Origin of the sequence: uncultured Clostridium sp., assembly GCF_963527835.1 — a bacterium.
GTDB lineage: Bacteria > Bacillota > Clostridia > Clostridiales > Clostridiaceae > Clostridium.
This window is the reverse complement of record NZ_CAURTC010000030.1, coordinates 1-12548: the sequence shown is the minus strand read 5'-3', so window position 1 is coordinate 12548 and position 12548 is coordinate 1. Positions and strand designations below refer to the sequence as shown.

Here is a 12548-nt window from a genome sequence, read left to right as displayed (position 1 = left end):
TTATATCAATATATAAATTAACTTATTATAAGTATAACAAAATTTAGTAAGATTTTTTAATATATTTGATTTAATAAGGAGTAATTCTCTTTAAATATTAGCTCAACTATAAAACTTTTTATCTTTATAATAAATAAAACCCTATATATAAAATATAAGGTTTCAACTTTAAAATCAAATGCCTTCCGATATCCAATTTCAGTAAAATTCGCATTTATTTATGGTACGGTTCTCCATTACTTATTCTAAATGCTCTATATATTTGTTCTAATAGCATAACTCTGAAAAGTTGATGTGGAAATGTCATTTTACTAAAACAAAGACTATGATTAGATCTTTTTAAAACAGCTTCACTTAAACCTAAACTTCCTCCAATTACGAAGCATAAGTTGCTATTACCTCTTACTCCACGATTATCAATGAATTTAGATAATTCTTCTGATGACATCATCTTACCTTTAAGATCTAATGTAATTACATACATGCTATCTTTTATTGCGCTTAAAATCTTATTGCCTTCTTTATCTTTTATGATAAGTTCGTCCTTTTCAGATGAATTGTCTGGAGTTTGCTCATCTTGTAGCTCCACTATATTTAATTTACAATAACGAGATAATCTTTTTGAATACTCATCTATAGCATGTTTTAAATATTTTTCTTTAAGTTTTCCTACTGAAATAATCGTTATATTCATTTCTTTCTCCTTAGTATTAGTAATATGGTTTATTTTATTTTCACCTTATATTTTAAGTAATTCTTAATATTTTAGTACAAAAATAAGCTCGTAAAAACTAATCTTTTCTACAAGCTAAGATATATATAGAACTAAAAGTTCTACCTATACTAAAATATCAATATATACTTTAAACACAAATCTGTTTTTAATAGCCTAAAGTTTCATTTACAAATATTACATGTATTCTATCTTTATCTCTTTGTCTTCTAACTAATGTATATTCATTACAAATTCTTTCTTTGCTATCACAATCCATGCATTTTCCTATTTTTGAGCATGGTGTAGCTTTATTTAATCTTTTTGCATTTGCTGGTGCTGATACTTCTTTATTTCTTTTAATTGCATCATCTACAGTTGGAACTATCTTATTTACGCCTGCAATTATTATTACTTTTTTAGGTCCATAAAGGATAGCTGCTACCCTATTACCATTGCCATCAACATTATAAATTTCACCTTTTTCAGTAATAGCATTTGAACTTGTAAAATAAGCATCAGAAAAAAATGCTTGTCTATATAGTTCATTTACTTCTTCATGTGTGATATTAGTTTTATTTCTATCTAATAAATTGTATTTTCCGCTCTGAAGATAATCCATAACCCCACATTCAAATAAGGTCATTGATCCTCCAAATGCAATTTTATTGCCTGGTTCTATTATATTTTCTATAATACCTATTAAGTGATCTTTAGATTTAGCAAAATATCCATTCATATTACTTTTTCTTAACTCATCTATTGTTCTTAATATTTTTTGTTCATTTACCCACATAATATTATTGTCCATATTATCACCCCACCCTATATTGTATTTATAATCCCAATCACATTGAGTATAAATCATAATATCATTATACATAATTTACCATATAAAAATCAAATAATATCTATCTAATATTTTGACTTAATTTTAAAACTTATATTATCTTTTATTAATCCTAAAATCTAATAAAATAATTTTAATATTCTTAAGTTCCATTACTTTATCTAACTTTACTTATGTATATATTAACCCCTTACTAAAACATATGCTTATTTATTGATAAAAGGTTTACTATATTTATCAACTAATACTAAAAAGCAAAATAGTTAATTATGAATTTAGATTCTTATATATTTTAACCATGGTTGTCCATTAAAGTTCCCTATATATAAATAAAAGGGATCATTGTAGATCCCTTTTTAGAAAACTATTTACCACAGCACTTTTTATATTTCTTTCCGCTTCCACATGGACAATCATCGTTTCTTCCAACTTTTTCATTATTTCTAATGATTTTAGAATCTCTAAATTGTTTTTGAATTTCTTTTCTCTTTTCTTCTGAGAATATTCCATCCCATTGTGGTAAAGTGTAAAGATATTCAGCTTTTGCGTCTAACATATTATAATATAAATTTTCTAAATCAATATCTAATACTAATTCAGTATTTTCATCTAAATTTTCTAAATCATATTGATTTTTTAAACTATCATTTATTCCATCAATGAATCCCATTATGAATTCTAATGAAGAATCATATTCTTTTGCTAAACCAGCAATTGTTGTTTTCTTAGGTTCCTTATGTTTTGCTAATAAATCTTTATAAATGCTTTTTTCTAACTTACTATATTCTTGCCAGAAAGCATTTTCTCCTTTAGTTTTTACATAGTCTACAACCATATTAGTCCAATCTGTATATAAACTCATTTTTAAAATCCTCCCTTAATGTTGCTTTTGTTTTATATTTTAAATTTTTTATAGTAACCAATTTAAAATTCTATAAATTCACTAGGTTCATGCCTATTTGCCATAGCTAATGTTATGTCATTCTTTTCGTTAATTCCATTTTCTCTTAATACATTAACTACTGTTTGATATGCTAGATCGGGTTGATTATTAGTACTACTTAAATGTCCTAAAATAACCTTCTTATTAAAGCCATTCCTTAATATTTCTACAATGGCTTCACCGCAATCATCATTAGATAAATGTCCTATCTCACTTAATATTCTTCTTTTTAAGCTATATGGATATGGTCCATATTTAAGCATACTGACATCATGATTACTTTCAAGTAAAATAATTTCTGATTCTTTGATATTATCATATATTTCTTTTGTAAATGTTCCTAAATCAGTTGCTACACTAACTTTTTTATTTTTATTAACAATAGTATACCCCATAGGAGATATTGAATCATGAGGAATATTAAAAGCCTTCACATCTAAGTCTTTAATTTGAGTAACTGATCTTTTATCAATTACCTTTATATTATGCTCTTTTATCTTTCCAATTAATGATTCCATAGCATTCCAAGTGTTAGAATTTGCATATATCGGTATATCATATTTTCTTGATAAAACCCCAACACCCTTTATATGATCACTATGTTCATGTGTTACAAAAATACCATCTAAATCATTTGGTGACTGATTTATGGATTTCAATGCTTCATCAATTCTTTTACCTGGAAGTCCAGCATCTATTAATATTTTTGATTTTTCAGAAGCAACAAACATACTATTCCCACTGCTTCCACTGTATAAAGAACAGAATATCATTTAAATTCCTCCTATGATAACATAAAAAGCCACTCTATTCTACTGTAGTTCTCTTTATATCCGCTCCTAAAGCTCTTAATTTATTTTCTATATGTGGATATCCTCTATCTATATGTTCTATACTTGTTATTTCTGTTCTTCCTTCAGCTAATAAACCAGCTATAACCATAGCAGCTCCAGCTCTTAAATCAGTTGCTTTTACTACTGCTCCAGTAAGTCTTTTAACACCTTCAATAATAGCTACTCTACCTTCAACTTTTATGTTAGCGCCCATCTTTTTAAGTTCATCTATATGTTTATGTCTATTTTCCCATATAGACTCAGTAACTATACTTTTTCCAGAAATAACGCTTAATAAAGCTGACATAGGTTGTTGAATATCAGTCGGGAATCCTGGATAAGGGGTGGTCTTTACGTTTACTGTTTTTAGTGCTTCACTAGCACAAACCCTTATACAATCATCATCTTCTTCAATTACTGCACCCATTTCTTTAAGTTTTGCTGAAATTGATTCTAAATGCTTTGGAATAACATTCCTCACATAAACATCTCCACGAGTTGCAACAGCTGCTATCATAAATGTACCAGCTTCTATTTGGTCAGGTATAACACTATAAGAACAACCTTTTAGTTTTTCAACACCTTGTATTCTAATAATATCAGTACCAGCACCTTTAATATTTGCACCCATTGAGTTTAAGAAATTAGCTACATCAACTACATGTGGTTCTTTTGCCACATTTTCAAGAGTAGTAACACCATCTGCTAATGTTGCTGCAATCATAACATTTATTGTAGCACCTACTGATACTACATCAAAAAATATATTTGTTCCTTGTAATTTTTCTGCTTTTACTATTACAGCACCATGTTCTATAGTAACTTCTGCGCCAAGAGCTTCAAATCCTTTTATGTGTTGATCTATAGGTCTAACACCAATTGGACATCCACCAGGTAACACAACCTTTGCTTGCTTAAATCTTGCTAATAAAGCTCCTATAAAGTAATAAGAGGCTCTCATTCTTCTTACATCCTCAGTTGAGGCATCAAAATTACTTACATTTGTACTATCTATTTCTAATGTATTATTATCTATTTTTACTGTATTACAACCTAAACTTTCTAATATTCTTTCAAGGCAATGTACATCTTCAATATCTGGTATATTATCAATTACACATTTTCCTTCACTAGCCATTATAGCTGCTGGTAATATTGCTACAGCTGCATTTTTAGCGCCATTGATCTCAACAGAACCTCTAAGAATATTCCCTCCATTTATTATCAATCTTTCCATCGAATTCACCCTATTCATCAAATCTATATTTAAATACGTCAAACTCCTGATTATATCTATATTTTAATTAGACATTATTGTCCTATTATATTTATTAAAATCTACTTTTATCATTATATCATAAACTTAATTTATTTAAATATATTTTTTTCCTTATATTAATAGTTTTTTAAACATTTTACTTAATAAATTTCCTTTTTATAATATTAAATGTAATATAGTTAAATTTTAACGTTATAAATTATGGGTATTATGTTAAATTATTTATTTAATTACATTTTTATTATTATCATTCATATTTTAATTATTCTTCTATTTTTTTATTTGTTCTATTGTGTTATAATTTATTAAAACTTTGTAATAGCAAGACATTAGTTTAGATTGTGAGGTTTACATGAAGTATTATATAGTTGCGGTATTTGATGATGAAACATATCAATTAATTTCACCTATTCAAAAAAATATGTCAAAGAAATTTAGAGGCAATAGAAATTCACCTATGCCATTTATTCCTTTATGCATTATTGATAATCCTAATTTTGATAAACTTTATCCGATTGTAAATAAGATTATATCACCATATAAAGTTTTTAGAATTGATGCTTTGGATTCTGTTTATGTATACGATAATACTAGAAGCGTTAATTTAAGGGTTGATAATAGAGGATATATTAAGAGAATTTCTCGTGCTCTTAGTGACATGCTTATTTTGAGTGGGTTTAATATTAAAACATTTGATGAAAATTTTGTTTCTCTATCAAATTTAGGTTATATATCAAAAGACTATAAAAAGCAGGATATAAAATTAAATTTTCCATACCTATATAAAAACAATCCTTATATAAAATTAAAGATTAAAAAAATAGAAGTTTGGAAAATACCTACATCTAAAAAAGATTTACCATTAAAATCATTTGTTTTAAAAGAATTTTAAATATATTTATTTGTTTTAGTAAAAGAGAATTTGATAATTAATCATTCCCTTTTACTATTATTTTTGTATTTTTAAGAAAATTTAAAATATTTTTTATTGTAGTCGTTTTCTCTACTTTCTTTTATTTCAAAACTTTTGTAAAATAAAAATAATGATTTATACAATGATTTATAAAGTAGGGGGATTCAGTATGAATGTTAAAGACTTCTTTGAAACTCAAAGGATAATAAATAAAAATTTAACATTAAATAGTCAATTAGATGACTATAAGATTCAAACTAGAAAATATTTGGAATTCAACGTTAAGATTAGCGAACTAGCTAATGAAACTAAATGCTTTAAATACTTGAAGGATACTAACAATTTTATAGATATGCAAGTTGTATTTAGAAAATATGTATCCTGTTTATCGCAAATTATTACTATCGGACTAGATAATAATTATTCTGATATAACTGAGATTGATGTAGAACCTAATGACTACTGTTTAAGTGATCAATTTTTAAACTTATATATTGATATAAACGATTTAATTATATCACCATCGCAGGATCACTACCTTACTTTATTCGAAGACATATTAAGTTTAGCAATAACCTTAGGATTTACTCAAGCTGAACTTAAAAATGAATTTTCTAAAAATACTTACGAAAAAGTAGCTCTTTAATTTAGAGCTACTTTTTTTATTATTAAAAAAATTATAGAATTTATAATTACAAAAAATCTATGATTCCAAAAGTCACCTTTATATTTTTTTTATAACATTAATATTTGCCTAATAGTAAGGACATAATATTTTTGAGGTGATTTTTATGATGGGCATAATATATGCTATAATTTCTGGAATTTCAATGAGTTTACAAGGAGTATTTAACACAAAATTAGGCGAAAAAATAGGAATTTGGGAAACAAATGTTATAGTACAGCTTACTGGACTAATTTTAACTTTAGTTATATCTTTTTTTTGGGGAAAAGGGAGCTATTCTAATATAAAAAATGCTAATAAGCTATTTCTTTTAGGAGGAGCACTTGGAGTTGTTATTATATTTACTGTAATGAAAAGTATTGGTGGAATGGGTACTACATTCGGTATAGGAACTATATTAATAGCCCAACTCTTAGCAGCGGGTATAATTGATGCCTTTGGATTGTTTGGCACTGAAAAAATTAAATTTACTCTTCATGAATTTTTAGGAATAGCAATTATGATAGTAGGTATTTTAATATTTAAATGGAAACACTAACCCAATCGTTGTATAATATTTTTGAATTATACATTTTAAATATAGGAAGGACTTTCTATGTCAAATTTTTTTAAGAATATAAATTTTTTATTTAATTTAACTACTAACAATATAAAAGAATATTTTAAAAAGAAAAATACTATTAAATTTGACCAATTACAATTAAATTCTATTAATTGGTTTGGTCATGCTACAACAGTTATAAACTTGAGTGGAAAAGTAATTATAACTGATCCTGTCTTATCTAATGTATTAGGTTATTTTAAAAGAGTTGTTGAAAGACCTAATTACTTAAAAGATTTAAAAGTAGATTATATACTTTTATCTCATGGGCATATGGATCATATGCATTTCCCATCTCTTGGTAAACTTAATAAAGATGCTATTGTTATAGCACCTAAGGGATATAAAAAAATCCTTAGATTATTAGGATTTAAAAATGTATTTCTTTTGCATCCAAATGAAACTTATGAAGATGATAGTATTAAAATAACTGCATATGAAGCAAATCATGATGGAAGAAGATTTTATGTAGGAATTGATGATGAGAGTTTATCTTATCTAATTGAAAGAAACAATAAAAAAGTTTTTTTTGCTGGTGATACTGCTTTTACTGATAATTTTAAAGGTATTACATCTGATATTGCTTTAATGCCCGTTGGATGTTATATGCCTGAAAGATTTTCTCATATGCATTGTACTCCACTTGAATCTTATGAGATGTTTAAAATGATGAATTCCAAGGTAATGATACCTATTCACTATAAAACCTTTATAATATCATTAGAAGATTTTAATGAAACTGAAATTATATTAAAAGACCTAAAAGATGACAATATAAAAATAATTGATATTGGAGAAACTTTTATTTTCTAGCCTTATCCTTTATTCATATATATTAATAATATACATTTAATAATATATATTTAAATATTTTAGTTAACTTGTGTATTAACAAAACACTTATTATTCATATACTATATATTGAAATAACTAATTGGGAGAAGAATATGTTTGCATTTTCATATAAAAATAAGCTAGATCCTAATTTAAAGCACTATATGTCTAATAATTGTTATAAAAATTATCGAGTGCTAATAAAATATAAAAATTTCCAATCTTCTATAGAGAAAAAAGTTACATCATATAAAGGCAAATTACACCATATTATAAAGTGTGCTAATTTAATAAGCGCTACTTTGACTTCTAAGGGTATTGAAAGAATTATTGAATATCCAGAAATAGAAAAAATTTATTTAGACGAATATTTATTTCTTTGCGGTATGAGTGTTGCTACAGCTAATAAAGTATACTTTTCAGAAAAATATAAGTTGTCAGGAGCTGGTGTAGGAATTGGGATTATAGATAGTGGAGTATTTCCACATCCTGATTTAGCATCACCTAGCAATAAAATATCTTTATTTGTTGATTTAATTAATGATTTTAATTATCCATACGATGATAATGGTCACGGTACATCAACTAGTGGCATCTTATGTAGTAGTGGACTTGCTTCAAATAACATGTACAAAGGAATAGCACATAAAAGTAAATTATTTTGTTATAAAGCTTTTGATAAACTAGGAAAAGGTTTTGCTTCTGACATATTATATTCAATAGAATCTTTAGTGGAGATCTCTAAAGAAAATAACATAAAAGTATTATGTCTACCATTTGAATTATTAAGTCATAATACATTTATCATATCTTGCTTTGATTTGGCATTTAAATATGCAATATCAAATAATGTTATTCCTATAGTGCCTAGTGGAAGTACATTAAATGATTCGTCTGCCATTATGGGAATATCTACGTGTGATAATTGTATTACAGTTGCAGGCTTAAACAGTACCACTCCAATACTAAAGCCGTATACCTTTTCTTCATCAGGTCCATTTGGAAAGTCTGAAAAGCCGAATTTATCTGCTTCTTGCGTAAATATAGTTTCATTGAACAGTGATACTAATTACTTCAGTGAAAAAAACGGCTTAAAGATTTACCCTAAAAAGCTTGAAGCACCATATAAAACTTTTACTGGAACATCACTTGCTGTATCATATGTTAGTGGATTATGTGCTTTACTATTTGAAAATAATCCCAAACTAACTTTTAGTGATTTAACTTCACTATTAAAAGTTGCATGTGACCCTATTGATGATATTCCTAAAAATACTTGTGGTGAAGGTATTATAAATATTGATAGATTAATGCCCTAAATTAAAAATAATAAATACTATAAACATTTTAGTATTTATTATTTTTTTATTTGGCTCTGTATTAGCAGAATGTTGATATATGCATTTAAAACAAAGCCTTTTATTTATTGATTTTTAATATATGATTCTGGATTTATTGGAGTTCCCTTTGATCTTAATTCAAAATGTAAATGAGGTCCTGTACTTCTTCCAGTGCTACCAACAGCTCCAATAACATCTCCTTTTTTTATCTCTTGTCCTTTCTTCACATTAATTGAGCTTAAATGACCATAAAGTGTCTCTAATCCATCTTCATGTTTTATTTTAATCATATTACCATATCCACTTACGACTCCAGCATCTTCAATAACCCCATCAAAAGCCGCTGTAACAGGGTCGCCTGTATTGCCTGCTATATCTATTCCATTATGAGTCTTTCCCCATCTTGGGCCAAATTTAGATGTAATGTATCTACCTCTAGTTGGATATTGTAAGAATGTTACTTTAGCTCCAATTGGAGTTTTGCTACCTCTGTATTCAATTTTATCTTTAGCTTCTTTTGTTACATATTCTGAAATTACATTTTCATTTAGCTTTTCTCCATTACAATAAGCAACTTCAGCAGTAACTCTTTTGCTACCAGATTCGCCTTCCTTAATATTGCTTTCTCCTATATACATAGAATCATCTCTTTTTATTTGTGTTTTAGGCGCTACAGCTACTTCTTTTTCTTCTTTAATTTTAACATTTACCTTTACATTTCCATCATTTATCATATTATCAACTACTTGTTTAATATCATTTACATTTGAAATTGGTACTTTAATATCTGAATACTTTACATTAGCATTAATTTCAGTATCAAGTACAGACTCTAAGCTTATATTAAACTTATTTAAATTTTGCATTATGAAATCTTTAAAAACATCACTAGCCTCATTTTCATTGAATACTATTCCGTAATCTTTATTATTTATGTTTATTAACTTTGCATCAACTTCATCGTTAATAGTTTTCTTTATATTCTTTTTAATATTTTCTTCACTAGATTTTTCTACATTTTCTTTATTAGCCTTAAACTTTAATTTCTTATCTTGTACTAAATCAGTACCTAGTCTTTTATTTAATTCATCATTAACTTCACTATAAATCTTCTTAAATTCCTTTTTGTCATAAGTATAACCTACTAGTCTTCCATCAACATATGCTTCAAATACCTTATTAGAATTTGCATTTGTTATTAAAATTATTGAATTAAATATAACTGTAAGACAGATTATAAATTTAATCACTTTCAGTTTTCTCGTGTTCATAATTTAATCCTTTCACTTTTATAATTAAAAATACAATTTATAATCTATCCTATTACACTAAATTTATTCATTAGTTTAAAGTATTAGTTGTTTTCTATGTTTATTGTGGTTATAATATTGGTTTGTTATAATAATTTACAAAGACTTTATTATGAAAGGTAGGTAGTGATAAGTATGAGCACTTTTATGCTAAAAAATAAGGTACCAACATTTACTCCTATAAGTAATATTTTTATCGAAAAGTATATGCCTAAAGCTAGAGGAGAATTTATAAAAGTTTATTTATTAATGCTAAAGTATAATACTTGTAACGAATTAGGAGTCAGCTCATCAATACTAGCATCCTCTCTTAATTTATTAGAATCTGATATTATGAATGCTTTTAATTATTGGAATGATGAAGGTGTAATAAAATTCACTCCAATTGATAATATGGGGAATTTTAATATAGAATTTTTAACTTTATCAGAGGAAAATTTAGATGATACAAAACAAGTTGATTTACTTAATGCACTTGATGAAAATAATACAAAAGACATGTTAAAACATATAGAAAAATTACTTGCAAGACCACTATCCCCTAAAGAAATGTCAATTTATTTAAATTGGCAAAGAGAATTGGAGTTTTCTTCAGAATTAATTTTAATATTAATAGAATATTGTGTATCTAAAGGAAAAGTTGATGCAAGATACATAGAAAAAGTGGCTTTATCTTGGCATGATTTAAAAATAAAAACTATTGATCAGGCTCAAAATCTAATAAAGAAAACTGAAGATAAATGGTTAAACATAAGAAAAATACTAAATTATCTTGGTATAAAAAATACTGAAATTATGAAACCACAGCAAGATATTATAGAAAAATGGCTTTTAGTTTATAAGTTTCCTACAGAAATTGTATTTAAAGCATGTGATATATGTTTTGAAAGGCTAAATAGGGCAGACTTTAAATATATTGATGGTATATTATCTAATTGGTATAAGAATAATATAAAAACAGTAGAAGATATAGCACTTAAAGATAAAACTCCTAAAAATAACAATTATAAAAAAACTAATTATTCTTCAGAAAAACCACCTCTTAAGTTTAATAACTTTGAAGCAAGAGAATATGATTATGACTCTTTAGAAAAAAAATTATTAGGATGGGATAACAATGATTAATGGATATCAAGCAGAAATCTTAAAAATATATGAGAATATTAGAGAAACTGAAGCTAAGAATCTAAAATTAAGAAGATTAGAAGTGTCTAGTATATGCCCTGAAATTTTAGAGTTGGATAATGAAATACAAAGAATGTCTTTAAGAATGTCTTTAGAAATAATAAAAGCTGATGACGATGAAAAAACCTTAGCGCAATATAAGGAAAAAATTACAGACTTAAGAGTAAGAAAATGTGAAATGCTAGTAGCAAATGGCTATGATCCTGAATATTTAAACTTAAAGTATACATGTAGCAAATGTAAAGATACTGGATTTATAGGTGCAAATAAATGTTCTTGTTACAAACAGAAGCTAATTAGACTATACTACAAAGATTCTGAATTAGAAAATACTATAAAAGAAAATAATTTTAATAATTTTGATTTAAACTTATTTTCTACCCATAGATTAGGTGATGAAAAGTATTCTCCAAGAAAAAATATTGAAAATATTTTAGAATACGTTTTAAATGATTATATTCCAAACTTTTCATCTCAAAATGTAAATTTATTATTCTTTGGCAATCCAGGTAGTGGAAAAACTTATTTATCGTATTGTTTATCCAAAGCAATATTAGATAAAGGTTATCTAGTCGTATATAAAACATCTGATGAATTGATTAAAAATCTAAGCCAGATAAGATTCAATAATAATTATAATTTAGAAGCACTACTATTAAATTGTGATTTACTAATAATTGATGATTTAGGTGCAGAACATTTAAATGAATTTTCTATAACAGAATTGTTTAATATTATTAATAAAAGAATATTAAATAAAAAGAAAATGCTTATTTCTACTAATTTAACATTACCAGGTATAACAAAGCAGTATACAGAGAGAATTGCTTCTAGATTGCTTGGAGACTTTAAACTTTGTAAATTCTATTCAGAGGATATAAGAATTAAGAAGAATTTACAAAAAAATAGACAATAAAAAAGTAGCTTCTAAAATTATTAGAAGCTACTTATATATAAATGTAGTTATTGACTTTAAAAACAAAAAACTCTAGTGAAACTAGAGTTTTGTTGGCGACTCAGAAGGGGCTCGAACCCTCGACCTCCGGCGTGACAGGCCGGCACT

Annotated in this window: 13 protein-coding genes; 7 read left to right on the top strand and 6 right to left on the bottom strand. The window is 26.3% G+C overall.

Going from position 1 to position 12548, the window contains the following annotated elements; genetic code table 11:
• Positions 1-214 precede the first annotated feature (214 nt).
• The 5 genes from rlmH to RYM86_RS13535 all read right to left on the bottom strand — a co-directional run bounded on the left by rlmH (position 215) and on the right by RYM86_RS13535 (position 4575).
• Positions 215-694: a 23S rRNA (pseudouridine(1915)-N(3))-methyltransferase RlmH gene (gene rlmH, locus RYM86_RS13555; RefSeq protein ID WP_315081126.1), complete on the bottom strand. Its 480-nt coding sequence runs from the start codon at positions 692-694 to the stop codon at positions 215-217.
• Between the two features lie 187 nt (positions 695-881).
• A complete protein-coding gene (locus RYM86_RS13550) occupies positions 882-1523 on the bottom strand; it encodes a lactate utilization protein (RefSeq protein ID WP_315081124.1) in 642 nt (213 codons plus the stop codon).
• A 403-nt stretch (positions 1524-1926) separates the two neighbouring features.
• Positions 1927-2424: an SEC-C metal-binding domain-containing protein gene (locus RYM86_RS13545; RefSeq protein WP_035783332.1), complete on the bottom strand. Its 498-nt coding sequence runs from the start codon at positions 2422-2424 to the stop codon at positions 1927-1929.
• Between the two features lie 62 nt (positions 2425-2486).
• Positions 2487-3278 carry an MBL fold metallo-hydrolase gene (locus RYM86_RS13540; protein WP_315081120.1) on the bottom strand — a complete coding sequence of 264 codons (792 nt, stop codon included), beginning with the start codon at positions 3276-3278 and terminating at the stop codon, positions 2487-2489.
• Positions 3279-3312: 34 nt separating this feature from the next.
• Positions 3313-4575, bottom strand: a complete 1263-nt coding sequence (locus tag RYM86_RS13535) for a UDP-N-acetylglucosamine 1-carboxyvinyltransferase (RefSeq protein ID WP_315081118.1) — start codon at positions 4573-4575, stop codon at positions 3313-3315.
• A gap of 394 nt (positions 4576-4969) precedes the next feature.
• Here RYM86_RS13535 and RYM86_RS13530 point away from each other — a divergent pair, with 394 nt between their 5' ends.
• From RYM86_RS13530 to RYM86_RS13510, 5 genes are all read left to right on the top strand, one after another.
• Positions 4970-5509, top strand: coding sequence for a hypothetical protein (locus RYM86_RS13530; RefSeq protein WP_315081117.1), 540 nt, complete (start codon positions 4970-4972; stop codon positions 5507-5509).
• Between the two features lie 190 nt (positions 5510-5699).
• Positions 5700-6176, top strand: coding sequence for a dUTP diphosphatase (locus RYM86_RS13525; protein WP_315081115.1), 477 nt, complete (start codon positions 5700-5702; stop codon positions 6174-6176).
• A gap of 145 nt (positions 6177-6321) precedes the next feature.
• On the top strand, positions 6322-6753 hold the full coding sequence (locus RYM86_RS13520) for a DMT family transporter (protein ID WP_315081113.1): 432 nt from the start codon (positions 6322-6324) through the stop codon (positions 6751-6753).
• Positions 6754-6810: 57 nt separating this feature from the next.
• The gene (locus RYM86_RS13515) at positions 6811-7629 is read left to right on the top strand and encodes an MBL fold metallo-hydrolase (protein ID WP_315081111.1); all 819 of its coding nucleotides are present in this window, start codon (positions 6811-6813) and stop codon (positions 7627-7629) included.
• Between the two features lie 134 nt (positions 7630-7763).
• The gene (locus RYM86_RS13510; RefSeq protein ID WP_315081110.1) at positions 7764-8969 is read left to right on the top strand and encodes a S8 family serine peptidase; all 1206 of its coding nucleotides are present in this window, start codon (positions 7764-7766) and stop codon (positions 8967-8969) included.
• A 104-nt stretch (positions 8970-9073) separates the two neighbouring features.
• On the opposite strand, the gene RYM86_RS13505 is transcribed toward RYM86_RS13510, so the two are convergent.
• A complete protein-coding gene (locus RYM86_RS13505) occupies positions 9074-10261 on the bottom strand; it encodes a peptidoglycan DD-metalloendopeptidase family protein (protein WP_315081109.1) in 1188 nt (395 codons plus the stop codon).
• Between the two features lie 174 nt (positions 10262-10435).
• Here RYM86_RS13505 and RYM86_RS13500 point away from each other — a divergent pair, with 174 nt between their 5' ends.
• Positions 10436-11425 (top strand): DnaD domain protein, encoded by a 990-nt coding sequence (locus tag RYM86_RS13500; RefSeq protein WP_315081108.1) that lies wholly within the window; start codon positions 10436-10438, stop codon positions 11423-11425.
• A complete protein-coding gene (locus RYM86_RS13495) occupies positions 11418-12401 on the top strand; it encodes an ATP-binding protein (protein ID WP_315081107.1) in 984 nt (327 codons plus the stop codon). Before RYM86_RS13500 ends, RYM86_RS13495 begins: the two co-directional genes overlap by 8 nt.
• The last annotated feature ends 147 nt before the right edge of the window (positions 12402-12548 follow it).

Bases quoted from the DNA above. Each gene is read 5' to 3' on its own strand.
- RYM86_RS13550 (WP_315081124.1), bottom strand. From the start codon at position 1,523: ATGGACAATAATATTATGTGGGTAAATGAACAAAAAATATTAAGAACA.
- RYM86_RS13495 (WP_315081107.1), top strand. From the start codon at position 11,418: ATGATTAATGGATATCAAGCAGAAATCTTAAAAATATATGAGAATATT.
- RYM86_RS13520 (WP_315081113.1), top strand. From the start codon at position 6,322: ATGATGGGCATAATATATGCTATAATTTCTGGAATTTCAATGAGTTTA.
- RYM86_RS13500 (WP_315081108.1), top strand. From the start codon at position 10,436: ATGAGCACTTTTATGCTAAAAAATAAGGTACCAACATTTACTCCTATA.
- RYM86_RS13515 (WP_315081111.1), top strand. From the start codon at position 6,811: ATGTCAAATTTTTTTAAGAATATAAATTTTTTATTTAATTTAACTACT.
- RYM86_RS13540 (WP_315081120.1), bottom strand. From the start codon at position 3,278: ATGATATTCTGTTCTTTATACAGTGGAAGCAGTGGGAATAGTATGTTT.
- RYM86_RS13510 (WP_315081110.1), top strand. From the start codon at position 7,764: ATGTTTGCATTTTCATATAAAAATAAGCTAGATCCTAATTTAAAGCAC.
- RYM86_RS13535 (WP_315081118.1), bottom strand. From the start codon at position 4,575: ATGGAAAGATTGATAATAAATGGAGGGAATATTCTTAGAGGTTCTGTT.
- RYM86_RS13545 (WP_035783332.1), bottom strand. From the start codon at position 2,424: ATGAGTTTATATACAGATTGGACTAATATGGTTGTAGACTATGTAAAA.
- rlmH (WP_315081126.1), bottom strand. From the start codon at position 694: ATGAATATAACGATTATTTCAGTAGGAAAACTTAAAGAAAAATATTTA.
- RYM86_RS13530 (WP_315081117.1), top strand. From the start codon at position 4,970: ATGAAGTATTATATAGTTGCGGTATTTGATGATGAAACATATCAATTA.
- RYM86_RS13525 (WP_315081115.1), top strand. From the start codon at position 5,700: ATGAATGTTAAAGACTTCTTTGAAACTCAAAGGATAATAAATAAAAAT.
- RYM86_RS13505 (WP_315081109.1), bottom strand. From the start codon at position 10,261: ATGAACACGAGAAAACTGAAAGTGATTAAATTTATAATCTGTCTTACA.